The 23,419-nt window shown below is 66.8% G+C and carries 21 protein-coding genes and 1 tRNA gene; 6 read left to right on the forward strand and 16 right to left on the reverse strand.

Annotation, left to right across the window (positions count from 1 at the left end; all coding sequences use genetic code 11):
* Position 1 precedes the first annotated feature (1 nt).
* From AC3A6G_RS10060 to argA, 5 genes are read right to left on the reverse strand one after another with little or no spacing between them, the layout of a single operon-like run.
* Entirely contained in the window at positions 2-1,150 is a 1,149-nt protein-coding gene (locus tag AC3A6G_RS10060) for a PilT/PilU family type 4a pilus ATPase (protein ID WP_487859223.1), read from the reverse strand.
* A 47-nt stretch (positions 1,151-1,197) separates the two neighbouring features.
* Complete coding sequence (gene dapD / locus AC3A6G_RS10065) at positions 1,198-2,022, reverse strand: 2,3,4,5-tetrahydropyridine-2,6-dicarboxylate N-succinyltransferase (RefSeq protein ID WP_487859222.1); 825 nt, start codon at positions 2,020-2,022, stop codon at positions 1,198-1,200.
* A 44-nt stretch (positions 2,023-2,066) separates the two neighbouring features.
* Positions 2,067-3,293: a succinyldiaminopimelate transaminase gene (gene dapC, locus AC3A6G_RS10070; protein ID WP_487859221.1), complete on the reverse strand. Its 1,227-nt coding sequence runs from the start codon at positions 3,291-3,293 to the stop codon at positions 2,067-2,069.
* A gap of 52 nt (positions 3,294-3,345) precedes the next feature.
* A complete protein-coding gene (locus AC3A6G_RS10075) occupies positions 3,346-3,993 on the reverse strand; it encodes a LysE family translocator (RefSeq protein WP_487859220.1) in 648 nt (215 codons plus the stop codon).
* Between the two features lie 25 nt (positions 3,994-4,018).
* Positions 4,019-5,365, reverse strand: coding sequence for an amino-acid N-acetyltransferase (gene argA / locus AC3A6G_RS10080; protein WP_487859219.1), 1,347 nt, complete (start codon positions 5,363-5,365; stop codon positions 4,019-4,021).
* Positions 5,366-5,420: 55 nt separating this feature from the next.
* On the opposite strand from argA, the gene hrpA reads away from it, so the two are divergent.
* Positions 5,421-9,296, forward strand: a complete 3,876-nt coding sequence (gene hrpA, locus AC3A6G_RS10085; RefSeq protein WP_487864412.1) for an ATP-dependent RNA helicase HrpA — start codon at positions 5,421-5,423, stop codon at positions 9,294-9,296.
* A gap of 81 nt (positions 9,297-9,377) precedes the next feature.
* On the opposite strand, the gene AC3A6G_RS10090 is transcribed toward hrpA, so the two are convergent.
* The 6 genes from AC3A6G_RS10090 to lptF form a co-directional block, all read right to left on the reverse strand.
* Complete coding sequence (locus AC3A6G_RS10090) at positions 9,378-9,536, reverse strand: DUF3309 family protein (RefSeq protein WP_487859217.1); 159 nt, start codon at positions 9,534-9,536, stop codon at positions 9,378-9,380.
* A 123-nt stretch (positions 9,537-9,659) separates the two neighbouring features.
* Positions 9,660-10,835 (reverse strand): pyridoxal phosphate-dependent aminotransferase, encoded by a 1,176-nt coding sequence (locus tag AC3A6G_RS10095; RefSeq protein WP_487859216.1) that lies wholly within the window; start codon positions 10,833-10,835, stop codon positions 9,660-9,662.
* A gap of 140 nt (positions 10,836-10,975) precedes the next feature.
* Positions 10,976-11,917, reverse strand: a complete 942-nt coding sequence (locus tag AC3A6G_RS10100; protein WP_487859215.1) for a CysB family HTH-type transcriptional regulator — start codon at positions 11,915-11,917, stop codon at positions 10,976-10,978.
* A gap of 63 nt (positions 11,918-11,980) precedes the next feature.
* Positions 11,981-12,358, reverse strand: a complete 378-nt coding sequence (locus AC3A6G_RS10105) for a sirohydrochlorin chelatase (protein WP_487859214.1) — start codon at positions 12,356-12,358, stop codon at positions 11,981-11,983.
* Positions 12,359-12,363: 5 nt separating this feature from the next.
* Positions 12,364-13,473: an LPS export ABC transporter permease LptG gene (gene lptG, locus AC3A6G_RS10110; RefSeq protein WP_487859213.1), complete on the reverse strand. Its 1,110-nt coding sequence runs from the start codon at positions 13,471-13,473 to the stop codon at positions 12,364-12,366.
* Entirely contained in the window at positions 13,470-14,600 is a 1,131-nt protein-coding gene (gene lptF, locus AC3A6G_RS10115; RefSeq protein ID WP_487859212.1) for an LPS export ABC transporter permease LptF, read from the reverse strand. The genes lptG and lptF overlap by 4 nt, the downstream gene beginning before the upstream one ends.
* Before the next feature lie 21 nt (positions 14,601-14,621).
* Between lptF and AC3A6G_RS10120 the strand changes: the two genes are divergently transcribed.
* From AC3A6G_RS10120 to AC3A6G_RS10135, 4 genes are all read left to right on the forward strand, one after another.
* A complete protein-coding gene (locus AC3A6G_RS10120; RefSeq protein ID WP_487859211.1) occupies positions 14,622-16,148 on the forward strand; it encodes a leucyl aminopeptidase in 1,527 nt (508 codons plus the stop codon).
* Positions 16,145-16,588 carry a DNA polymerase III subunit chi gene (locus tag AC3A6G_RS10125; protein ID WP_487859210.1) on the forward strand — a complete coding sequence of 148 codons (444 nt, stop codon included), beginning with the start codon at positions 16,145-16,147 and terminating at the stop codon, positions 16,586-16,588. Before AC3A6G_RS10120 ends, AC3A6G_RS10125 begins: the two co-directional genes overlap by 4 nt.
* Complete coding sequence (locus AC3A6G_RS10130) at positions 16,588-16,977, forward strand: hypothetical protein (RefSeq protein ID WP_487859209.1); 390 nt, start codon at positions 16,588-16,590, stop codon at positions 16,975-16,977. Before AC3A6G_RS10125 ends, AC3A6G_RS10130 begins: the two co-directional genes overlap by 1 nt.
* Positions 16,978-17,124: 147 nt before the next feature.
* Positions 17,125-18,330, forward strand: a complete 1,206-nt coding sequence (locus AC3A6G_RS10135) for a branched-chain amino acid ABC transporter substrate-binding protein (RefSeq protein WP_487859208.1) — start codon at positions 17,125-17,127, stop codon at positions 18,328-18,330.
* 92 nt (positions 18,331-18,422) lie between these two features.
* Here AC3A6G_RS10135 and AC3A6G_RS10140 read toward each other — a convergent pair whose 3' ends face one another.
* The 5 genes from AC3A6G_RS10140 to AC3A6G_RS10160 form a co-directional block, all read right to left on the reverse strand.
* On the reverse strand, positions 18,423-18,815 hold the full coding sequence (locus AC3A6G_RS10140; protein ID WP_487859207.1) for a response regulator: 393 nt from the start codon (positions 18,813-18,815) through the stop codon (positions 18,423-18,425).
* A 112-nt stretch (positions 18,816-18,927) separates the two neighbouring features.
* Positions 18,928-19,284, reverse strand: a complete 357-nt coding sequence (locus tag AC3A6G_RS10145) for a hypothetical protein (protein WP_487859206.1) — start codon at positions 19,282-19,284, stop codon at positions 18,928-18,930.
* Positions 19,285-19,463: 179 nt separating this feature from the next.
* Positions 19,464-19,554, reverse strand: a tRNA-Ser gene (locus AC3A6G_RS10150).
* 35 nt (positions 19,555-19,589) lie between these two features.
* A complete protein-coding gene (locus AC3A6G_RS10155) occupies positions 19,590-20,519 on the reverse strand; it encodes an SPFH domain-containing protein (RefSeq protein WP_487859205.1) in 930 nt (309 codons plus the stop codon).
* A gap of 27 nt (positions 20,520-20,546) precedes the next feature.
* Positions 20,547-20,972 (reverse strand): NfeD family protein, encoded by a 426-nt coding sequence (locus AC3A6G_RS10160; RefSeq protein ID WP_487859204.1) that lies wholly within the window; start codon positions 20,970-20,972, stop codon positions 20,547-20,549.
* Positions 20,973-21,088: 116 nt separating this feature from the next.
* Between AC3A6G_RS10160 and AC3A6G_RS10165 the strand changes: the two genes are divergently transcribed.
* Positions 21,089-23,401: an Orn/Lys/Arg family decarboxylase gene (locus AC3A6G_RS10165; RefSeq protein WP_487859203.1), complete on the forward strand. Its 2,313-nt coding sequence runs from the start codon at positions 21,089-21,091 to the stop codon at positions 23,399-23,401.
* Positions 23,402-23,419 lie beyond the last annotated feature (18 nt).

Consider the following 23,419-nt stretch of genomic DNA (forward strand, 5'->3'; position numbering starts at 1 on the left):
TTCAGAATTTCACGTCGAGCGTGATGTCGGTGAAAGTGGGTTCCTCGACCTGGTCCATGAGGCTGCGCTCGTCGGCCTGCGCCTTGGGCGCGGCGCGGTTCTGCAGGCGCCACATCAGGTTGGTGGGGGAGTCGGCATGGGCGAGGCCTTCCTCCCGCGTGATGCGGTTCTCGGTGACGAGGCGGGCGATGTCCTCCTCGAAGGTCTGCGAGCCCTCGGCCATCGACTGCTCCATGGCCTCCTTGACGCCCGAGAAGTCGCCCTTCTCGATGAGCTCGGCCACGAGCGCGGTGTTCAGCATCACCTCGAGCGCCGGCACGCGGCCGCCCGCGGGCGTGCGCAGCAGGCGCTGCGACACGATGGCGCGCAGCGCGCCGCCCAGGTCGCCGAGCAGCGTGGGGCGTACCTCGACCGGGTAGAAGCTCAGGATGCGGTTGAGCGCGCGGTAGCTGTTGTTGGCATGCAGCGTGGCCACGCACAGGTGGCCCGACTGCGCATAGGCGATGGCGGCCGTCATGGTGTCGCGATCGCGGATCTCGCCGATCTGGATCACGTCGGGCGCCTGGCGCAGCGCGTTCTTGAGCGCGACCTGCAGCGACTCTGTGTCGCTGCCCACGTCGCGCTGGTTCACCATCGACTTCTTGTTGGTGTAGGTGAATTCGATCGGTTCCTCGACCGTGAGGATGTGACCGGAGGCGTGCTCGTTGCGGTAGTCGAGCATCGAGGCCAGCGTGGTGGTCTTGCCCGCGCCGGTGGCGCCCACCATCAGGATCAGCCCGCGCTTTTCCATGATGAGCGTCTTGAGCACGTCGGGCAGGTTCAGGTCGGCAAAGCTCGGGATCGTCGACGCGATGTGCCGCACAACCACCGCATAGCTGCCGCGCTGGCGCATGGCGCTGATGCGGTAGTTGCCGGCGCCCTCGAGCATCACCGCCATGTTGAGCTCGCCGGTGCGTTCGAGCTCCTGGATCCGGGCCTCGGGCACCACTTCGGCCAAAAGCGCGAGCGGCGCGCTGGCCGGCAGCACCTGCGCGTTGATCGGCACGCAGGTGCCGTTGATGCGGATCAGGACTGGGGAGTGCGCCGAAAGATAGATGTCGGAAGCCTTGCGCTCGGCCATCAGACGAAGGATCCGTTCCATCATGTTCATCGGGCGCTCTCCTCGGGGTACTGATTGTTCTGGCGAAAAAAGAAGGATCAGTCGCGCAGCAGGTCGTTGAGCGAGGTGGTCGAGCGCGTCTTGGCGTCGACCTTCTTCATGATGATCGCCGCGTAGGTGTTGTACTTGCCGCCGGGCTTCGGCAGGCTGCCGGCCACCACGACCGAGCCGGCGGGCACGCGGCCGTAGATCACGGTGTCGGTCGCGCGGTCGTAGATCGGCGTGCTCTGGCCGATGAAGACGCCCATCGAGAGCACCGAGTTCTCTTCGACCACCACGCCTTCGACCACTTCGGAGCGCGCGCCGATGAAGCAGTTGTCCTCGATGATGGTGGGGCCGGCCTGCAGCGGCTCGAGCACGCCGCCGATGCCGACGCCGCCCGACAGGTGCACGTTGGCACCGATCTGCGCGCACGAACCGACGGTGGCCCAGGTGTCGACCATCGTGCCTTCGCCCACGTAGGCGCCGATGTTCACGTACGAGGGCATCAGGATCGCGCCCTTGGCGATGTAGCTGCCGCGGCGCGCCACGGCCGGCGGCACCACGCGCACGCCCGATTCCTTGAGTTCGGCGGCCGACAGGTGCGAGAACTTGGTCGGCACCTTGTCGTAGAAGCCCAGCGAGCCGGCCTGGATCTGCTCGTTGTCCTTGAGGCGGAACGACAGCAGAACGGCCTTCTTGATCCACTGGTGCACGGTCCACTGGCCGACCGCTTCGCGCGTGGCGACGCGCAGCTTGCCGTTGTTGAGTTCGGAGATCACGTGCTCGACGGCCTCGCGCACTTCGGCCGGCGCGGCGCTGGGCGAAAGGTTGGCGCGGTCTTCCCACGCGGCGTCGATGGTTTGTTGCAGTTGCTGGGTCATGAGAAGGTCTCGTTTGAAAAAGAGGAAATGCCGGAAGAAGGCGCTCAGCGCGCCTGCGGGCCGGCCTGCACGAAGCGCACGATGCGCTCGGCGGCTTCCACGCATTCGGCCGTTTCGGCCACCAGGGCCATGCGGATGCGGCCGCGGCCGGGGTTGGCGCCGCGGGGCCCGTGCGTCGCCTCGCGGGCCAGATAGCTCCCCGGCAAAACGGTCACATTGTATTGAGCGTAGAGCGCGCGGGCGAAGGCTTCGTCGTCGCCGCCCCACGCCTCGGGCACGCCCGCCCAGAGGTAGAAGCTGGCGTCGGGCAGGCGCACGTCGAGCACCTGCGCGAGCAGCGGCGTGACGGCCTCGAACTTGGCCCGGTACTTGGCGCGGTTCTCGACCACATGGCCCTCGTCGCCCCAGGCCGCGATGCTGGCGGCGGCCACTGCGCCGCTCATGGCGCTGCCGTGGTAGGTGCGGTAGAGCTGGAAGGCCTGGATGATCGCCGCGTCGCCGGCCACGAAGCCGCTGCGCAGCCCGGGCACGTTGCTGCGCTTGGACAGCGAGGTGAGCGCAATCAGGTTCCTGAAGTCGCTGCGGCCGAGCTTCGCGGCGGCTTCGAGGCCGCCGAGCGGCGGCGCGTCGCGGAAGTAGATCTCGCTGTAGCACTCGTCGGCCGCGATCACGAAGCCGTGGCGATCTGACAGTGCGAACAGCTTCTGCCACTCGTCCAGCGGCATCACCGCGCCGGTCGGGTTGCCGGGCGAGCAGACGAAGACGAGCTGGGTGCGCGCCCAGATGTCCTCGGGCACGCTGTCCCAGTCGACCGCGAAGTTGCGCGCGGGCACGCTCGGCACGTAGTAGGGCTCGGCCCCCGAGAGCAGCGCCGCGCCTTCGTAGATTTGATAGAACGGATTGGGCGACACCACCACCGGGGCTGTCGTGCGGCTGCCGTCGACCACCGTCTGCGCGAGCGAGAACAGCGCCTCGCGCGAGCCGTTGACCGGCAGCACCTGGGTGGCCGGATCGAGCTTCAATCCGTAGCGGCGCTCGAGCCAGCCGGTGAAGGCCGTGCGCAGCTTCGGGCTGCCGGCCGTGGCGGGATAGGCCGCGAGGGCGTCCATGCCGGCGGCCAGGGCCTCCTTGATGAAAGGCGGCGTGGCGTGCTTCGGTTCGCCGATGCCCAGGCTGATGGGCGCGAAGGCGGCATCGGGCGTGACGCCCTCGAACAGGCGCCGCAGCCGCTCGAACGGGTAGGGCTGGAGCTTGGAGAGCAGGGGATTCATGGGGTGCGATTATCGGCGACGGGTGGCCGCCGCCGGGCGGCCGGCGCGCCGGTCAGGTGCCGCTGCGGCGGTAGAACGCGAGCGACCCGGCCAGCGCCAGCAGCATCGCGCCGCAGGTGCGGTCGATCCAGCGCGCGGCGGCGGCCGTCAACAGCCGCATGGCGCGCGCGCCGACGAAGGCGTAGACCAGCATCACGGCCGCGTCGAGCGAAGCGAACAGCACCGCGATGAGGGCGTACTGCACGCCCTGCGCGGCCGCGGGATCGATGAACTGCGGCAATAGCGCCGAGCAGAACAGGTAGCCCTTCGGGTTGGTGACCGCCACCAGGAACGACTTGAAGAACACCTTGCGGCCTTCGCCGGGCATCCCGGCCGGCAGCGCGCCGGCCGATCCACGGGGCGCATCGAAACTGCCGCCCCTGGAGCGCAGCATGCGCACCCCGAGCCATGCGAGGTAGGCGGCGCCGACCCACTTGAGCATCGAGAACCAGAACTCCGACGCCGCGAGCAGTGCACCGAGGCCCAGCGCCACCGCGCCGACCAGCACGAAGTCGGACAGCACCGCACCCGCGATGCCGGGCAGCGCGCCGCGCACGCCGCGTCGCGAGCCGTTGCTGAGCGCCAGCAGCACCGTCGGGCCGGGCGTGGCGATCGCGGCCAGTGCGACGATGGAGAACAGCAGGGCGGTGGCGAGCGTCATGGCGGTGGCCTTCCTACGGGTGGGTTCAGATCTTCTTGACCAGCACCTGGCTCTTGCGGTCCCAGTTGTACTTGCGCTTGCGCGCCTCGGGCAGCCAGTCGGGGTTGACCTGCTGGAAACCGCGCTTGAGGAACCAGTGCATGGTGCGCGTAGTGAGCACGAAGATGCTGTCCAGGCCCATGGCCTTGGCGCGGTGCTCGATGCGCTTGAGGATGCGCTCGCCGTCGCCCTGCGACTGCGACTGCGGCGACACCGTGAGCGCCGCCATCTCGGCGGTGCGCGCTTCGGGGTAGGGGTACAGCGCGGCGCAACCGAAGATCACGCCGTCGTGCTCGATGACCGTGTAGTGGCCGACGTCGCGCTCGATCTCGGTGCGGTCGCGCTTGACCAACGTGCCGTCGCGCTCGAACGGCTCGATCAGCTGCAGGATGCCGCCGATGTCGTCCACCGTGGCCTCGCGCAGGCTTTCGAGCTTCTCGTCGATCACCATGGTGCCGACGCCGTCGTGCACGTAGATCTCGAGCAGCAGCGAGCCGTCGAGCGCAAAGGGCAGGATGTGGTTGCGCTCCACGCCGGCCTTGCAGGCCTTCACGCAATGCTGCAGGTAGAAGGCCGTGTCGGTGGGCTTCTGCGGCGGCGGCAGCGAGGCGAGCAGCCGCTCGGCGGCGGCCAGCGGCAGCTCGGTGTCGATCGGGTTGTCTTCGCTTTCGGGCAGTTCGCTGTCGATGCGGATGCCCGGGACCTCGGTCAGGAAGATCAGCTTGTCGGCCTGGATGGAGATGGCCACGCTGGTGGCGACGTCTTCCATCGTGAGGTTGAAGGCCTCGCCCGTGGGCGAGAAGCCGAACGGCGAGATCAGCACCATGGCGCCGAAATCGAGCGTGCGGCGGATGCCCGCGGCATCGACCTTGCGCACCAGGCCCGAATGCTTGAAGTCCACGCCGTCGACCACGCCGATCGGCCGCGCGGTGATGAAGTTGCCCGAGATCACGCGCACCGTCGAGCCCGCCATGGGCGTGTTCGGCAGGCCCTGGCTGAACGCGGCCTCGATCTCGTAGCGCAGCTGGCCCGCAGCTTCCTGCGCCGAATCGAGCGCCACCTCGTCGGTGATGCGGATGCCGTGCGAATAGCGCGCCTCGTGCCCCTTGGCCGCGAGCTGCTCGTTGACCTGCGGCCGAAAGCCGTGCACCAGCACGACCTTGACGCCCATGCTCTGGATCAGCGCCAGGTCCTGGGCGATGTTCTGCAGCTTGCCCGCCGCGATCGCCTCGCCCGCCAGCGCGACCACGAAAGTCTTACCGCGGTGCGTGTGGATGTAGGGCGCGACCGAGCGGAACCAGGGCACGAAGGTGAAGTTGAAGACGGTGGACATGGGGCGTGATTGTGCAGCCACCGATAATCGCCGGTTCCCCGATTTTCGATATCCCTTGACGACCACTACGCCTTCGCCCTCGCTTCGCATCGACTTTCCCGAATCGCTGCCGGTTTCGGCCCGGCGCGAGGAGATCATGGCCGCCATCCAGGCGCACCAGGTGGTGATCGTCTGCGGCGAAACCGGTTCGGGCAAGACCACCCAGCTGCCGAAGATCGCGCTGGCGCTGGGTCGCGGCAAGCTCAACGCGCCGCCCGGCAAGGGGCGCCTGATCGGCCACACGCAGCCGCGGCGGATTGCCGCGAGCTCGGTCGCCAAGCGCATTGCCGAAGAGCTGAAGACGCCGCTCGGCGACGTGGTCGGCTTCAAGGTGCGCTTCCAGGACCGGCTCTCGCGCGATGCCTCGGTCAAGCTCATGACCGACGGCATCCTGCTGGCCGAGACGCAGACCGATCCGCTGCTCAAGGCCTACGACACGCTGATCATCGACGAGGCCCACGAGCGCTCGCTGAACATCGACTTTTTGCTTGGCTACCTGCGTGAGATCCTGCCGCGCAGGCCCGACCTGAAGGTGATCGTGACCTCGGCGACCATCGACGCCGAGCGCTTCGCCAATCACTTCGCCTCCGCCAAGGGGCCGGCGCCGACGGTGTTCGTCTCGGGGCGCACGTTCCCGGTCGAGCAGCGCTACCGCCCGTTCGAGGAATCGCGCGAGCACGACCTGAACGACGCGATCGCCGACGGCGTCGACGAGCTCTGGCGCGACCCGCACAACGCGGGCGACATCCTGGTCTTCCTGCCGGGCGAGCGCGAGATCCGCGAGGCGGCCGACCACCTGCGCCGTCATCTCGCGCACCAGCCGCTGTTTCGCAACGCCGAGGTGCTGCCGCTGTTCGCGCGGCTGTCGGGCCCCGAGCAGGACCGAATCTTCGACGGCCACACCGGCCGCCGCATCGTGCTGGCCACCAACGTGGCCGAAACCTCGCTCACCGTGCCGGGCATCCGCTACGTGATCGACACCGGCACCGCGCGCGTCAAGCGCTACAGCTTCCGCAGCAAGGTCGAGCAGCTGCTGGTCGAGCCGATCAGCCAGGCCGCGGCGAACCAGCGCGCGGGCCGTTGCGGCCGCGTGGCGGACGGCATCTGCATCCGGCTCTACGACCAGAAGGATTTCGACGGCCGGCCGCGCTTTACCGATCCCGAGATCCTGCGCTCGTCGTTGGCGGGCGTGATCCTGCGCATGAAGTCGCTGCGCCTGGGCGACGTGGCGCGCTTTCCGTTCCTGGAGGCGCCGTCGCCGCGCGCCATCGCCGACGGCTACCAGCTGCTCAACGAACTCGGCGCGGTGGACGACGCGAACGAACTCACCGCCACCGGCGTCGAACTGGCCCGGCTGCCGCTCGACCCGCGCGTGGGCCGCATGATCCTCGAGGCGCGCACGCGCGGTGCGCTCGAGGAGGTGCTGGTGATCGCCTCGGCGCTCAGCGTGCAGGACGTGCGCGACCGGCCGATGGACGCGCAGCAACAAGCCGACCAGGCACATTCGAAGTTCGACGACGAGAAGAGCGAATTCAGCGGCTACCTGCGGCTGTGGAAATGGATCGCCGACGCGCGCGGGGGGCATGGCGACACGCATAAACTCAGCAACCGGCAGTACGAGCAACTGCTGCGCCAGAACTTCATCAACATCCGGCGCGTGCGCGAATGGCGCGACATCCATTCGCAGCTGCTCACGGTCGTGACCGAGCACAAGTGGCGCATCAACCAGGAACCGGCAGGCTACGAAGCGCTGCACCTGTCGATGCTCGCGGGCCTGCTCGGCAACGTCGGCTGGAAGCTCGAGGACGACGAGGCCTACCTGGGCGCGCGCGGCATCAAGTTCTACAAGCACCCGGGCGCGCACCTGAAGAAGAAGCCCGGCCGCTGGATCGTCGCGGCCGAGCTGGTCGAGACCACGCGGCTCTTCGGCCGCGGCATCGCCAACATCGAGCCGCAGTGGCTCGAAGAGGTGGCGGGCCACCTGCTGAAGAAGCAACTGCTCGATCCGCATTGGGAGAAGAAGGGCGCGCAAGTCGCGGCGCTCGAGCGCGCGACGCTGTACGGCCTGGTGGTGTACAGCGGGCGCCGCATCGACTTCACGCGCGTCGATCCGGTCGCGGCGCGCGAGATCTTCATCCGCGAAGCGCTGGTCGGTGGGCAATGGGACACCAAGTTCCCGTTTCTCGCGGCCAACCGCAAGCTGGTTCGCGAGGTCGAGGGCCTGGAGCACAAGTCGCGCCGGCAGGACGTGCTGGTGGACGACGAGCTGATCTTCGCTTTCTACGATGCGCAGCTGCCCGCCGACGTGGCGAGCGGCATCACCTTCGAGAACTGGTACCGGCAGGCGTCGAGGGAACAGCCGCGTCTGCTGTTCCTGAGCCGCGAAGAGCTGATGCGCCACCAGGCGGCGGGCATCACCACGCAGTCGTTCCCCTCCACGCTGCGGCTCGGCGGCGTGGATTGCGCAGCCACCTACCTGCACGAGCCCGGCGACCCGAAGGACGGCCTCACGGTCAGCGTGCCGCTGTTCGTGCTCAACCAGGTGAGCGAGGAGCGTTGCGAATGGCTGGTCACGGGCATGCTCAAGGACAAGATCCAGGCGCTGCTCAAGAGCCTGCCGCAACGCCCGCGCTCGCGGCTGGTGCCGCTGCCCGACACCGCGACAAGGCTGGCCGCCGAGCTGTCGGCGCCCGAGGTCTTCGGCACCGGCTCGCTCACCGACGCGCTGCTCAAGCGCGTGCGCGATGCCACGAGCCTCGACGTGAAACGCGCCGACTTCAAGCTCGACATGCTGGCGCCGCACCTGTTCATGAACCTGCGCATCGTCGACGAGCACGGCCGCCAGCTCGGCATGGGCCGCAACCTCGGTGCGCTCAAGGCCGAACTCGGCGCGCAGGCCCGCGGCGCCTTCCAGGCGCTCGCGGGCCTCAACGTGAAGGCCTCTTCGCCATCGACGGCGCGCGGGCCTGCGGCCGACGCCGAAGCGGGCGCGCAGTCAGCGGGCAAGGCTGCGGCGGCGCCCGCCGCGCCCAGCCTGCCAGCGGGCCAGCGCTACACGAGCTGGAGCTTCGGCGAACTGCCCGAGCTCATGGAGGTGCGCCGCGGCGCGCAGTCGCTGATCGGTTTTCCGGCGCTGCGCGACGAAGGCGATGCGGTCACGATCGAGGTCTTCGACGAGCCCGCAGTGGCTGCGGCCAAACACCGCGCGGGCCTGCGCCGGCTGTTCGCGCTGCAGCTGAAGGACGCGCTCAAGTACCTCGAGAAGAACATCCCCGACCTGCAGAAGATGTCGGTGGCCTACATGCCACTCGGCACCTCCGAAGAGCTGCGCACGCAGATCATCGACGTGGCGATCGACCGCGCCTTCCTGCAGGAACCGCTGCCCACCGACGAGCCCGCCTTCAAGCGCCGGCTCGAGGAAGGGCGAGGCCGGCTCACGCTGATCGCGAACGAGGTGGCGCGCCTGGCCGGCGGCATCCTGGCCGAATACGCGGCGGCCGCGCGCAAGATCAAGGACACGAAGCTGCAGCCCGAGTCGGTGCAGGACGCTGCGCAGCAATTGCAGCGCCTGGTCGGCAAGCGTTTCATCGCCGACGCGCCATGGAGCCAGTTGCAGCACTTTCCACGCTACCTGAAGGCGATTGTGCTGCGGCTCGACAAGCTGCGCGGTGACCCCGCGCGCGACGCCGCAAAATTGGCCGAGCTGCGGCCGCAGGAACAGCGTTACTTGCGGCTGGTCGCCGAGCGCAAGGGCGTAGTCGACGAGCGCATGCTCGAATTCCGCTGGCTGCTCGAGGAGCTTCGCGTGAGCTTCTTCGCGCAGGAGCTGCGCACGCCGCAGCCCGTGAGCGTCAAGCGGCTCGACAAGGCCTGGGGCCAGTTGCAGGCCTGAGGCGCGCCAACGAAGAAGCAGCGCCAAAAAAAAAGCCCGCGGGTGCCGCGGGCTCTTCGGTGGGTGCGATACCCAGGGCGCCTATATGCGTCCCATGAGCACCAGGATGACGACGATCAGCACGACAAGGCCCAGACCGCCGCTGGGCCAATAGCCCCAGCTCCGGCTGTAGCCCCAGCTCGGCAGCGCGCCGACCAGAAGCAATATCAGGATGATCAGCAGAATGAACGAGAGGGACATGCGTTTCTCCTGGCGTTGTTGTGATGCCCTCGATGCTGGGTGCCGAGCCACAGGAAAAACGCCGGATAGCCGCTTCTTCGGCGGTCAGGACTGTCCTACCGCTGCCCTCGGGCAGCGGGCGGGTCAGAGCTTCGCGAGCCGGTCGAGTGCCGCGCGCAGGGTTTCGTCCTTCTTGGCGAAACAGAAGCGCACCACGCGCTGGTCGAAGCCGTTGCCATAGAACGCCGACAGCGGGATCGCCGCCACACCGATCTCGCGCGTGAGCCAGAGGCAGAACTCGGCTTCCGACAGGTCACTCACCGCCGAGATGTCGACGCACTGGAAATAGCTACCTTCGCTGCGCAGCAATTTGAAGCGTGTCTTCTCGGCCAGGCCCGCCGCGAACAGGTCGCGCTTGCGCTGGTAGAACGCGGGCAGCTCGAGGTAGGGCGCCGGTGCGCCCATGTACTGCGCAAGCGCGTGCTGCATCGGCGTGTTGACCGTGAACACATTGAACTGGTGCACCTTGCGGAATTCGGCCATGAGCGGCGCCGGCGCGGCCACGTAGCCGACCTTCCAGCCGGTGACGTGGTAGGTCTTGCCGAAGCTGCTCACGATGAAGCTGCGCGCCGCCAGGCCGGGAAAGCGCGCCACGCTCTCGTGCTGCGCACCGTCGAACACCATGTGCTCGTAGACCTCGTCGGCAATCACCAGCACCTCGGTGGGCGCGAGCAGTTCCTCGAGCCGGCGCATCTCGGCCGCGGTCCAGACCGTGGCGCTCGGGTTGTGCGGCGTGTTGACGATGATGGCGCGCGTGCGCGGCGTCAGCGCGGCCGCGATGCGGTCGAAGTCGGGGCGGAAGGTGCCGGGCGTGAGCGGCACGCGCACCACGCGCCCGCCGGCCAGCTCGATGTTCGGCACGTAGCTGTCGTAGCACGGCTCGAGCACGATCACCTCGTCGTCGGCGCGCACCACGGCGAGGATGGCGGTGATGATGGCCTGGGTCGCGCCGGCGGTGACCGTGATCTCGTCGGCGGCGCTGTAGCTGCGTCCATAGACCGCCGAGATCTTGTCGGCAATGGCCTGCCGCAGCGCCGGGATGCCCGGCATCGGTGGGTACTGATTGTGGCCCGCGGCCATCGCGGCCGTGACGTCGTCGAGCAGCTTCGGGTCGCAGTGGAAATCGGGAAAGCCCTGCCCGAGGTTGACCGCGTTCTTCTCGGCCGCGAGCGCGGACATCACGGTGAAGATGGTGGTGCCCACGACGGGCAGCTTGGTGCCGATCTCCGGCGTGCGGGGGGACGAATGAAGAGTACTCATGGTGATCGTGGGGTCGGAAGTTCTGCTGCTTCGGCGTTCCTTCGTGAAACACCGCGGAACCGGTTTTGCCGGGCCGCTGGTGTTGCCCCCGGAAGGGGGTTGGCGAAGCGACACGAAGTGCGCGAAGACTGGGGGTGATCCTATAACTCGTAGTCCTGCTGGTGGCCGCTCAGGGCCTTTGCGATCAGGTTGCGGTCGAGGCGGTCGGACAGCAGCTCGGCGAACTTGAACACGAAGTTGCGCAGGTAGGCGCTGCGCTTGAAGGCTACCCGCGCGATGTTCTGGCCGAACACGTGTCCCATCGGGCGCACGACGAGGTCGGCGTTCGACTCGTCGCGCACCGCCATCTCGGCCACGATGCCCACGCCGAGGCCCAGGCGCACGTAGGTCTTGATCACGTCGGAGTCGATCGCCTCGAGCGCGATGCGCGGCGAGAGCTTCTTTTGTGCAAAGGCATGGTCGATGCGCGTGCGCCCGGTGAAAGACGGGTGGTAAGTGATGATCGGCTCGAGCGCCAGGTCCTCCAGCGAGATGCGCTCCCTGGCCGCAAGCGGATGGTCCTTCGGCAGCACCAGCACGTGCTGCCATTCGTAGCAGGGCAGGGTCACGAGATCGGCATAGTCGGCGAGCGACTCGGTCGCGATGCCGACCTCGGCGATCTCGTCGATCACCATGCGCGCCACCTGGTCGGGCGAGCCCTGGTGCAGGCTCACGTTGACCTTCGGGTACGCCTCGCGCAGCTTCGCCACCGGCACCGGGAGCACGTAGCGCGCCTGCGTGTGCGTGGTCGCGATAGACAGCGTGCCGCTGTCCTGGGCGCTGAACTGCTCGCCGATGCGCCGCAGATTGCCGACCTCGCGCATGATCAGCTCGATGCTCGCAATGACATGCTGGCCCGGCTCGGTGATGCGCTTCAGGCGCTTGCCATGGCGCGCGAAGATCTCGACGCCAAGTTCTTCCTCGAGCTCGATGATGGCCTTGGACACGCCGGGCTGCGAGGTGTGGAGCGCTTTCGCTGCCTCCGTCAGGTTCAGGTTGCGCCGCACGGCTTCCTGAACAAACTTGAACTGGTGCAGATTCATATCAAATTCCGTCTTATTGCGGAATTCATTATGCCTTTGAAGTCTATTGAAATTTCAAGGACATCAAGTTTTGCTTGCAATTCTGGCGAGCAGGTCGATCAGTTCGGGTTCTTCCCCGACGGTGCGGGCCAGGTCGAAGCGCACAGCGGGCCAAGCCTGGCGCAGCGCGTCCATCTGCAGCGGCAGGTCTTCGCGCGCATGCTTGCCCATGCCGAGGAACAGCGGAACGATCCGCAGCGCTGTGGCGCCGCTCGCGATCAGCGCGGCCGCGGCTGTGTGCACGTCGGGCGTGGCGAGTTCCATGTAGGCGCAGGCCACGCGCGCCTGCGGATCGAGCGCGGTCAGGCGGGCCGCCACCGCTTCGATCGGCTCGCGCCAGCGCGCGTCGCGCGAGCCGTGGGCCAGCAGCACGATGCCTCTTGCGTTTTCCGCGCCGGCCATCGTCGCTACCTTCGAAGCACCAGCCAGCTGAAGGCCGCCAGCGACATCACCGAGTAGATGAGCCCCGGCGCCGCCGCCGTGAGCATGGGCGACCAATTGCTCAGGTTCCCGAGATAGCCGAACACGTTGTTGAGCAGGAAGAAGCTGATGCCGATCATCACGCCGCCGAACACGTACGTGGTGATGCCGGCCTGGCGAAAGTGCAGGTAGGCGAACGGCAGCGCGAGCACCACCATCACGAGGCACGACAGCGGATAGAAGACCTTGCGCCAGAACTGGATCTCGTAGCGCTGTGCGGTCTGGCCGTTGGCGTCGAGGTGGCGGATGTAGTCGAACAGGTCGATCGTGCCCATGCGGTCGGGCCGCAGCAGCGCCACCGAAACCATCTCGGCCGTCAGCGTGGTCGGCCAGTCGAGCTGCGGCTCCTTGGTGGTCACGATGCGCGCCTTGTCGGCCGTGCTCCGGGTGTCGTAGTCCTGGGTTTCGACGTCGGTCAGCGTCCAGTGCTCGTCGTGGATGCGTGCCGAGGCGGCGACGATCTGCTTGCGCACATAGCCGTTCTCGTCGAACTCGAAGATGCGAGCGTTCTTGAGCGAGCCGTCACGCGCGATCGAGAGCACGTTCACCGCATAGGAGACGTTCTCGCGCTTCTCCTTGAGCCAGGCGCCGGTGTTGCCGACGAAAGAATAGGTGCCCTGGTAGCGTGACTTGAGCAACTGGCCGGTGCGCTCGGAGGCCGGTGCGATGTAGTCGCCGATGGCGAAGGTCAGCACGACGAAGCCCAGGCCCAGCAGCAGCAGCGTGCGCAGCGCGCGCCACGGACCGAGCCCGCTGGTGCGCAGGATGGTGTATTCCGAACTCTGCGCGAGCCGCGCCATCACGAAGATGCAGCCGATGAGCACCGTGATCGGGAGCAGCTCGTAGAGATGGCTCGGGATCAGCAAGGTCACGTAGATCAGCGCCTGCGCGGGGCCATAGGCCAGGCTCTCGGGCCGGCCGAGCGACTGCAGCTCGTCGACGAAGTCGAAGAAGAAAAAGAGGCTCAGGAAGCCGAGGGTCACGAAAGCCACGGCTTTCAGGACCTCGACGTAGATCAGGCGGCGGATGGTTTTCACGGGGACGGATCGGTTTTGGAGGACGGCAGGCCGCCGGCCATCACGCGCTCGGCCCTGCGGCGCCGGCCCCAGTTGTTGTTGCGCAGCGTCAGCCACGCGAGCGCCACGACCATGACGCCGCCGTGCAGCAGCAGCATGAACGAGCCCATGCCGAAGCGGCCGGTGCTGATCCAGCTCTGGCCGAGGTTGAGCATGTTGTAATAGACGACGAAGGCGAACAGCGCGAACAGCAGGTTGCCGCTGCGCCCCACGCGCGGATTGACGCTCGAGACGGTGAGCGCGAGCAGCACGAAATTGACCGCCGCGAGCAGCATGCCAAGGCGCCAGGCCAGCTCGCCCTGGCTCACGTCGCCGGGCTCGCGCAGCAGCTGCAGCGTGGGCTTGGCGCGCACCGGCGTGCCGTCGGTCGCGAAATCGCTGCTGCCGCCGGCGCGCGTTCCGTAGGTTTCGAACTCGCTGATCTTCAGGCCCGAGGTGGGCAGCAGCGGCCGCTCGAGCCGCTGGCCGTTGCTCAGCATCAGGTAGCGGTTGTTGCCGATGTCCTCGATGCGGCCGCTGCGAGCCGAAGTGGTGATCTGCAGGCCGCGCTCGATGGACCAGATGAACACGTTCGTCGCCGTGGCATTGTCGGGCGTGTCCTTGTCGATGAAGAACACGCGCATGCGGCCCGACGACTCACGGAATTCGCCCGGCGAGACCCGCTCGATGTCGCTGCGGCGCTCGTACTGGGCGCGCATGCCGATGGTCTGCGAATTGGCCCAGGGCCAACCGACCAGCGCCATGACGGCGATCAGCAGCAGCACGGGCCACGCGAAGCGGAACAGCGGCTTGACGAAATCGACCAGGCCGCGGCCGCTGGAAAACCAGATCACCATCTCGCTGTCGCGGTACATGCGCGAGAGAGTGCCGACGATGGCGACGAACAGGCTCAGGCTCAGGATGGTCGGCATGTAGCCGAGCACCGTGTAGGCCATCACGAGGAAGACTTCGGAGGGATTCACGCTGCCCTTAGAGGCGAGGCCGAGCGTGCGGATCAGCATCATGGTCATCACGATGGTGACCAGGACCACGAGGGTCGCTCCGAAGCTGCGCGACAGCTCCTTGCGTAAGGAAGAATGGAATAACATCGTTCGAGGAAAAAAAGGATTATGGACTTTCAGCTCAAGACCCTCACCGTCGCGCGCGCCGCGGCCGAAAAATCCGACGTCCTGATCGTGCTGGTCGGCAGTGCGCCGCTCACCACCCGGGACCCGCTCTCCGCCCTGATCGCCAGCGCCCGCAAGGCCGGCGACCTGCCCGACAAGGCCGGCAAGCTGCTCGCGCTCTACCACCCGGACGAGGTGGCGGCCTCGCGCGTGGTGCTCGCGGCCATCGGCGACGGCCAGCCCGCGTCGGTGCGCAGCGCCGTGATCGCGGCGGTCAAAGCGGCCAAGGCCCAGGCGCCCAAGCGGGTGGTGATGGTGTTCGCCCAGCAGGCCGATGGCGCCGCGGTGGCGAGTGCCGTGGCGGCCGCGGCCGATGCCAGCTACGTCTACACCACCACCAAGTCGAAAGCCTCGAACGGCGAGGGCGGGCGCAGCGTCCGCACCCTGGTGCTCGGCGTGGCCGACGCTGCTGCGGTGACCCAGGCCTTCGACGAGGCCCGCGCCACGGTGTCCGGCATCGAACTCGCCAAGGAATGGGGCAACCGGCCCGGCAATCACTGCACGCCCACGCTGCTGGGCGAGGCCGCCAAGGAACTCGGCCGGCTGCCGCGCATGAAGATCGAAGTGCTCGGCCCCAAGGAAGTACAGAAGCTCGGCATGGGCTCGTTCGCTGCGGTGGCGCAGGGCTCGGCCGAGCCGCTACGCTTCATCGTGCTGCGCTACCAGGGCGGCCCGAAAGACCAGGCGCCCGTGGTGCTGGTCGGCAAAGGCATCACTTTCGATACGGGCGGGGTCTCGCTCAAGCCGGCCGCCGAGATGGACGAGATGAAGTTCGACATGTGCGGCGCGGCCAGCGTGCTCGGCACCTTCCGGGCGCTCGGCGAGATCCAGCCGGCGATCAATGTGGTGGGCCTGGTGCCGGCGTGCGAGAACATGAACGACGGCCGCGCGCTCAAGCCCGGCGACGTGATCACGAGCATGAGCGGGCAGACCATCGAGGTGCTCAACACCGACGCCGAAGGGCGCCTGGTGTTGTGCGACGCGCTCACATACGCCAAGCGCTTCGCGCCGGCGGCCGTGATCGACATTGCCACGCTCACGGGCGCGTGCGTGGTCGCGCTCGGCGGCGTACGCAGCGGCTTGTTCACCAGCGACGACGCGCTCGCAACCGCGCTGCAGGCGGCCGGGGACGCGTCCCAAGACCGCTGCTGGCGCATGCCGCTCGACGACGACTATGCCGAAGGCCTGAAGACCAACTTCGCCGACGTGGCCAACGTGGCGGGCCGCGCCGGCGGCGCCATCACCGCTGCCAAGTTCTTGCAGCGCTTCGCCGGCGATTTCGCCTGGGCGCACCTCGACATCGCGGGCACCGCCTGGAAGAGCGGAGCGGCCAAGGGTGCCACCGGCCGGCCCGTGGGCCTGCTGGTTTCGTATCTGATGGAACGTGTGCGCAGCAGTGCCGCAGCGGCGCCCAAGGCCGCGGGCAAGAAAGGCGCCGCCGCCCCACGCAAGGCCCGGTCCGCGCAGTGACTGAGATCGGCTTCCACTTCAACACGCCGGACAAGGCCAACTACGCCTGTCGGCTGGTCCGCAAGGCCGTCAATGCGCGCGGGCTGCGCGTGGTGGTCGTGGGCGAGCCGCCGATGCTCGACGCGATCGATACCGCGCTGTGGCAGCTTTCGCCTTCGGACTTCATTGCGCACTGCCGTGCCGATGCGCCGGCGCACCTGCTGAGCCGCTCACCGGTGGTTCTCTGCGCCGAGGGCGCGGACGCCGCGTCGCTGCCGCACCGCGAGATGCTGGTGAACCTCGGGCCGGCGGTGCCGTCGGGCTTCGAGCGCTTCGAGCGGCTCATCGACATCGTGAGCAGCGAGCCCGATGACCGGCAGATCGGCCGCGCGCGGTGGCGCCACTATGCCGACCGCGGCTATCCGATCCAGCCGCACGATTTTGCAAGGAGCGCTTCCTGATGGCCAGCACGCTGCGCACGCCGCCCCGGTTCGTTCCGACCCTGACCACCGTGCTCGACCTCCCGCCCGAGCCTGTTGCCACGGCGGCCAAGCCGGCCGAGGCTGTGCCGCAGATCGACCCGGCCGAGGCGGTGGCATTGCCGCCCGCAGCCCAGCGTTCCGAGGCCGACATCGTGCGCCTCGAAGAGCAGCTTCTGCACCGCGTGCTGCAGCGCGTCGACCTCTCGCTCGAGGAGCGGCTGAGCGACACCGTGGCGGCCGCGGTGCAGCAGCAGCTCGATGCCATGGTGCCTCGCCTGCGAGAAGAAATCGAGGCCGTGCTGCGCGCTTTGGTGATCGAAGCCATGGCCGCCGAACTCTCCGAAAACCCAGGGTCTACGCCAACTTAATGCTTGTAAGGGTTCGGCTAAACTGCGCGCCAGGTCGGAGGGCGTGAGGGTGCCACTGGTCTGCGGCGCGAAACTTGCAAGGTCTGCGCGCCCGGATCACACGACCGGTTTCTTGGTTTTATATCTATCCATGTTCTGGAGGTTCTCATGCAATTGAAATGGACTGCGGTCGCATTGGCTGCAATCACGCTCGTGGCTTGCGGCAAGAAGGAAGAAGCTGCTGCACCGGCCGCTTCGGCGCCCACGGCTGCGGCCCCGGCACCTGCAGCACCTCCGGCCGATGCGCTTGTCGTGAAGATCGGCCATGTGGCGCCGACCAGCGGCCCGATCGCTCACCTCGGCAAGGACAACGAGTTCGGCGCCCGGATGGCCATCGAGGACCTGAACGCGAAGAACCTCAAGATCGGCGACAAGACTGTCAAGTTCGAACTCGTCGCCGAAGACGATGCCGGCGATCCGAAGCAGGGCACCGCCGTCGCCCAGAAGCTGGTCGACAGCAAGGTCAACGGCATCGTGGGCCACCTCAACTCCGGCACCACGATTCCGGCCTCCAAGCTCTACAGCGACGCGGGCATTCCCCAGATCTCGCCGTCGGCAACGAACCCCAAGTACACCCGCCAGGGCTTCAAGACCACATTCCGCGTGGTGGCCGACGACACGCAGCTCGGCGGCACGCTGGGCAAGTACGCCGTCGAGACGCTCAAGGGCAAGAACATCGCCGTGATCGACGACCGCACCGCCTACGGCCAGGGCGTTGCCGAAGAATTCGAGAAGGCCGCCAAGGCCGCCGGCGCCACCATCGTCGGCCACGAATTCACCACCGACAAGTCGACCGACTTCAACGCTATCCTGACCAAGCTCAAGGCCACCAAGCCCGACGTGCTGTTCTTCGGCGGCATGGACGCCGTGGGCGGCCCGATGCTCAAGCAGGTCAAGCAGCTCGGCCTGAACGTCAAGTTCATGGGCGGCGACGGCCTGTGCACCGGTGAACTGCCGAAGCTGGCGGGCGACGCCATTGGCGAAGACATGGTGGTGTGCGCCGAGGCTGGCGGTGTCGACGGCGACTTCAAGCAGCCGCTCGACGACTTCAAGGCCAGGTTCAAGACCAAGAACGGCGTCGACGTGCAGATCTATGCACCGTACGTCTACGACGCGGTCAACGTGTTGGCCGAAGCCATGGTCAAGGCCGGCTCGGCCGACCCCGAAAAGTACCTGCCCGAAGTGGGCAAGGTCGAGTACAAGGGCGTGACCGGCCCGATCGCCTTCGACGAGAAGGGCGACATCAAGAACGGCGCGCTGACGCTGTTCACGTACAAGGGCGGCGTGCGCACGCAGATCGCCGTGGTGCGCTGATTTCTGTGCCGACCGCGCGCAGCAATGCGCGCTTCGAACAAAAGGGCCTCTCGGGGCCCTTTTGTTATTTCGGAGCGCCTGCCGCGGCGCGCTCAGGCCAGCGTGGCCAGGCCCGAAGGGCGGTCGGTGTTGCAGTAGTCGATGAAGGCGTCGAGGTCGCGCGACTTGTCGAAGACGGCGTCGGCGCCCAGGGCCTCGCAGCGCGCGCGAATATCAGCTGTCACGTAGTTGCTGAGCACCACGACGCGCTGGCCCGGGCCACGGGCCGTGCAGCCCGCGAGCACGCCGAGGCCGGAGCCTTCCTTCAGGAAAAGGTCGACGATGAGCAGTTGCCAGTCTCTGGGATGTGCGGCGAGCCAAGCAAGCGCATCGGACTCGGTTTCGGCGAAGCCGACGACCTGGCCGTCGACCAGATCTTCGAGGGCCGGGACCAGGTTGTCCCTGATGGTCTTGTTGTCCTCTACGAGGAACGTGATGAGGGCCATGCCGTGGTTTCGCCTTGAGAACCAATAGCGTAACGCGCCAGATGAGTTGACAGCGTAGGAGAAGGGAGACGGAGAGTTCCGTTCGGCCGAGAAGAAAGCCCGCCGCGCGCGGTCAGTCCGCAGCCCCGGATCGGATCTGGGCCTTGAGTTCCTCGGCCTCGGCCTGGCTTTCGTCGCGCTGGGCCGTGATCTCGAGGCGCTTCTCTATTTCTTCGCCCAGCGCCGCATTCACCTCTGCCAATGTTTCGGCCGACCGGGCCAGCTTTTCTTCGAGCTGGCTGGTGTGCTCGATGGCCTGTGCCACTTCGCCGACCTGGACTTCTTCGGGTAGCTCCTGCCCGAGCACCGTGTTCACGACCGCCAGGTTGTCGGATGCCCGCTGGACATCGGCCGCAACCGCTTCCGTCTTCTCCAGTGTCCGTTCGAGCGACGCGTCGTCACGCGACGAATTTGTTTTTTGTCCGGCCATCCGGGCTCCTTTGCAGACGTGAAAGTAAGACCTTTGGATCGTACCGCCAGACGGCTGCGCCGGGCAGGGGCATCCCTGTTGCCGGAATGCAGCGGCTCGCTTGCTCGAATTCAGATGGCCGATGCGGAGGCTGGCAGAAAAGAAAAACGGGGCGCAAGGCCCCGTATTCATGACTTCTCTGGCGGAGCAGGCGGGATTCGAACCCGCGGAGGGCTATTAACCCTCACACGCTTTCCAGGCGTGCGACTTAAACCGCTCATCCACCGCTCCTGAGCCTTCGATTGTAGCAGTCGCCAAAGGGCCAATCAGGCCGGATTCGAGGGCTTGACGGTCTGGATCATGCGCATGGCGGAGGCAATGAGGGCAGAGGTTTCGCCCATGTTGCTCGGCACGATCAGGGTTGTCTGGGAATCGGCCGCGACCTTGCTGTAGGCGTCGACCGCGCGCTCGGCGACCTTGAGCTGCACCGCCTGTTCGCCGCCGGGTTGGCGGATGGCGGCGGCCACGCGTTCGATGGCGTCGGCCGTGGCGGCGGCCACGGCGGTGATGGCCGCGGCCTCGCCCTGCGCGTTGTTGATCTGGGCCTGCTTTTCGCCTTCGGAGCGGGCGATGAAGGCCTCGCGCTCGCCAGTGGCGATATTGATCTGCTCCTGGCGCCGGCCTTCCGAGGCCGCGATCAGCGCACGCTTCTCGCGCTCGGCCGTGATCTGGCGCTGCATCGCGTGCAGGATCTCCTTGGGTGGCGTCAGGTCCTTGATCTCGTAGCGCAGCACCTTCACGCCCCAGTTGAGCGCCGCCTCGTCGATGGCCGCTACCACTTGGGCGTTGATCACGTCGCGCTCCTCGAAGGTCTTGTCGAGCTCGAGCTTGCCGATCACGCTGCGCAGCGAGGTCTGGGCCAGTTGCGTGACAGCCACGATGTAGTTCGACGAGCCGTAGCTCGCACGCATCGGATCGGTGACCTGAAAGTAGAGGATGCCGTCGACCTGCAATTGCGTGTTGTCGCGCGTGATGCAGATCTGGCTCGGCACGTCGAGCGGGATTTCCTTCAGGCTGTGCTTGTAGGCAACCCGGTCGATGAACGGGATCAGGAAATTGGGGCCGGGCGTCATGGTGCCGTTGTACTTGCCGAGGCGCTCGCGCACCCAGGCGTTCTGCTGCGGCACGAACTTGACTGACTGGCTGATGAAGATGATCGCGATGACCAGGATGATGATGGGGACCGAAAATTCCATGCTGCTTTTCTCCTCGAGGGGGTTGTGTCAGATCTTGTCGACGACAAGACGGCTGCCGATGACTTCGACCACGCGGTGCTCGCCGGTGGTGGGCGCGCGACCGGCGCGCTGGACCACGGTCCACTGGGCCCCGCGGTAGCGCACGGTCGCCGTGCCGTCGGGGTTCCAGGTGTCGACGTGAAGGGTCTCGCCGATGTCCAGGTTGATGTCGCGGTTAGCCTCGGTGGGCGGCTCGGCGGGCCGCCGGCGCCGCACGGCATACCAGACGAGCACGGCGCCCACGCCGACCACGGCCGCAACGATGAGCTGGGCCATGAGCCCGGCGCCCAGGTGCGCCGCAATGGCCGCCGCCGCAAAGCCGGCCGCGAGCAGCAGCAGGTAGACGGTGCCCGAAATCAGCTCGAGGACGATCGCGGTTCCCGCTATCAGCCACCAGATGGTGGAGTTCGCCATAACTTTTCCTTCTCTCCTCAGTGTTGGATGCACGCTATTCTGGGTCATAAGCCGACGGAACCCGTCATCCGAATTCCGTACACTTCGCGGCTCATTGCCTGTCCGGAGCCCTGCTCATGAAATTCCGCTTCCCCATCGTCATCATCGACGAGGACTTCCGCTCCGAAAACACATCGGGCCTTGGCATCCGCGCGCTCGCGCAGGCCATCGAGACCGAGGGCTTCGAGGTGCTCGGCGTCACCAGCTACGGCGACCTGAGCCAGTTCGCCCAGCAGCAAAGCCGTGCCAGCGCCTTCATCCTGTCGATCGACGACGAGGAGTTCACCGTCGGGCCCGACCTGGATCCGGCCGTGCTGAGCCTGCGCAGCTTCATCGGCGAGGTGCGGCGCAAGAACGCCGACGTGCCGATCTACATTTACGGCGAAACCAAGACCTCGCGCCATATCCCGAACGACATCTTGCGCGAGCTGCACGGCTTCATCCACATGTTCGAGGACACGCCGGAGTTCGTGGCGCGCCACATCATCCGCGAGGCCAAGAGCTACCTCGAAGGCGTGCAGCCGCCGTTCTTCAAGGCGCTGATCGACTACGCGGAAGACGGCTCGTACTCGTGGCACTGCCCCGGCCACTCGGGCGGCGTGGCTTTCCTCAAGAGCCCGGTCGGCCAGATGTTCCACCAGTTCTTCGGCGAGAACATGCTGCGCGCGGACGTCTGCAACGCGGTGGAAGAACTCGGGCAACTGCTCGACCACACCGGCCCGGTCGCGGCCAGCGAGCGCAATGCAGCGCGCATCTTCAATGCCGACCATTGCTTCTTCGTGACCAACGGCACCAGCACCAGCAACAAGATGGTGTGGCACCACACGGTGGCACCCGACGACGTGGTGGTGGTCGACCGCAACTGCCATAAGTCGATCCTGCACGCGATCATCATGACGGGCGCCATTCCGGTGTTCATGAAGCCCACGCGCAACCACTTCGGCATCATCGGCCCGATTCCCAAGAGCGAATTCGAGCAGAGCGCCATCAAGGCCAAGATCAAGGCCAATCCGCTGTTGGCCGACGTCGACCACGACAAGGTCAAGCCGCGCGTGATGACGCTCACGCAGTCGACCTACGACGGGGTGATCTACAACACCGAGACCATCAAGAACATGCTCGACGGCTACGTCGACACGCTGCACTTCGACGAAGCCTGGCTGCCGCATGCGGCCTTCCATCCGTTCTACGGCGCCTACCACGCAATGGGCAAGCGGCGCGTGCGGCCGAAGGAGTCGCTGGTGTTCGCCACCCAGTCCACGCACAAGCTGCTCGCCGGCATCAGCCAGGCCAGCCATGTGCTGGTGCAGGACTCGCAGAACCGCGCACTCGACCGCGACCTGTTCAACGAGGCCTACCTGATGCACTCGTCCACGAGCCCGCAGTACGCGATCATCGCGAGCTGCGACGTGGCCGCGGCAATGATGGAGCCGCCCGGCGGCACTGCGCTGGTGGAAGAGAGCATCCTCGAGGCGCTCGACTTTCGCCGCGCGATGCGCAAGGTGGAAGCCGAGTTCGGCAAGGACGAATGGTGGTTCAAGGTCTGGGGCCCCGAGAAGCTGGTCGATGAGGGCATCGGCCGCGCCGAAGACTGGATCATGCAGGGCGAGAAGAACGGCAAGCCGACGAAGAAGAAGTCGCCACGCAACTGGCACGGCTTCGGCGAACTGGCCGACGGCTTCAACATGCTCGACCCGATCAAGTCGACCATCGTGACGCCCGGCCTCGACCTCGAAGGCAGCTTCGCGGAGACCGGCATTCCCGCGAGCGTGGTGACCAAGTTCCTGGCCGAGCACGGCGTGATCGTGGAGAAGACCGGCCTCTACAGCTTCTTCATCATGTTCACCATCGGCATCACCAAGGGCCGCTGGAACACGCTGCTCACGGCGCTGCAGCAGTTCAAGGACGACTACGCGCGCAACCAGCCGATGTGGCGGATCCTGCCCGAATTCTGCCAGCAGCATCCGGGCTACGAGCGCCTGGGGCTGCGCGACCTGTGCCAGCACATCCACCAGCTCTATGCGCGCTACGACGTGGCACGGCTCACCACCGAGATGTACCTGAGCGACCTGACGCCGGCGATGAAGCCCAGCGATGCCTTCGCGCACATCGCGCACCGCAAGACCGAGCGCGTGGAGATCGACGAGCTCGAAGGCCGCATCACCACGAGCCTGATCACGCCGTACCCGCCGGGCATCCCGCTGCTGATTCCGGGCGAGGTGTTCAACAAGAAGATCGTCGACTACCTGAAGTTCTCGCGCGAATTCAACCTGCAGTGCCCGGGCTTCGAGACCGACATCCACGGCCTGGTGGCGCGCATCGACGAGACCGGCAAGAAGCGCTATTACGCGGACTGCGTGGCGCTGCCGAAGCAAGAAGCTAAGAAGTAAGAAGCGGCGAGCGAGTGC

It is taken from the genome of Variovorax sp. Soil_C_26 (genome assembly GCF_057657075.1).

Bases quoted from the DNA above. Each gene is read 5' to 3' on its own strand.
- AC3A6G_RS10060 (WP_487859223.1), bottom strand. From the start codon at position 1,150: ATGAACATGATGGAACGGATCCTTCGTCTGATGGCCGAGCGCAAGGCT.
- dapD (WP_487859222.1), bottom strand. From the start codon at position 2,022: ATGACCCAGCAACTGCAACAAACCATCGACGCCGCGTGGGAAGACCGC.
- dapC (WP_487859221.1), bottom strand. From the start codon at position 3,293: ATGAATCCCCTGCTCTCCAAGCTCCAGCCCTACCCGTTCGAGCGGCTG.
- AC3A6G_RS10075 (WP_487859220.1), bottom strand. From the start codon at position 3,993: ATGACGCTCGCCACCGCCCTGCTGTTCTCCATCGTCGCACTGGCCGCG.
- argA (WP_487859219.1), bottom strand. From the start codon at position 5,365: ATGTCCACCGTCTTCAACTTCACCTTCGTGCCCTGGTTCCGCTCGGTC.
- AC3A6G_RS10090 (WP_487859217.1), bottom strand. From the start codon at position 9,536: ATGTCCCTCTCGTTCATTCTGCTGATCATCCTGATATTGCTTCTGGTC.
- AC3A6G_RS10095 (WP_487859216.1), bottom strand. From the start codon at position 10,835: ATGAGTACTCTTCATTCGTCCCCCCGCACGCCGGAGATCGGCACCAAG.
- AC3A6G_RS10100 (WP_487859215.1), bottom strand. From the start codon at position 11,917: ATGAATCTGCACCAGTTCAAGTTTGTTCAGGAAGCCGTGCGGCGCAAC.
- AC3A6G_RS10105 (WP_487859214.1), bottom strand. From the start codon at position 12,358: ATGGCCGGCGCGGAAAACGCAAGAGGCATCGTGCTGCTGGCCCACGGC.
- lptF (WP_487859212.1), bottom strand. From the start codon at position 14,600: ATGTTATTCCATTCTTCCTTACGCAAGGAGCTGTCGCGCAGCTTCGGA.
- AC3A6G_RS10120 (WP_487859211.1), top strand. From the start codon at position 14,622: ATGGACTTTCAGCTCAAGACCCTCACCGTCGCGCGCGCCGCGGCCGAA.
- AC3A6G_RS10130 (WP_487859209.1), top strand. From the start codon at position 16,588: ATGGCCAGCACGCTGCGCACGCCGCCCCGGTTCGTTCCGACCCTGACC.
- AC3A6G_RS10135 (WP_487859208.1), top strand. From the start codon at position 17,125: ATGCAATTGAAATGGACTGCGGTCGCATTGGCTGCAATCACGCTCGTG.
- AC3A6G_RS10140 (WP_487859207.1), bottom strand. From the start codon at position 18,815: ATGGCCCTCATCACGTTCCTCGTAGAGGACAACAAGACCATCAGGGAC.
- AC3A6G_RS10145 (WP_487859206.1), bottom strand. From the start codon at position 19,284: ATGGCCGGACAAAAAACAAATTCGTCGCGTGACGACGCGTCGCTCGAA.
- AC3A6G_RS10155 (WP_487859205.1), bottom strand. From the start codon at position 20,519: ATGGAATTTTCGGTCCCCATCATCATCCTGGTCATCGCGATCATCTTC.
- AC3A6G_RS10160 (WP_487859204.1), bottom strand. From the start codon at position 20,972: ATGGCGAACTCCACCATCTGGTGGCTGATAGCGGGAACCGCGATCGTC.
- AC3A6G_RS10165 (WP_487859203.1), top strand. From the start codon at position 21,089: ATGAAATTCCGCTTCCCCATCGTCATCATCGACGAGGACTTCCGCTCC.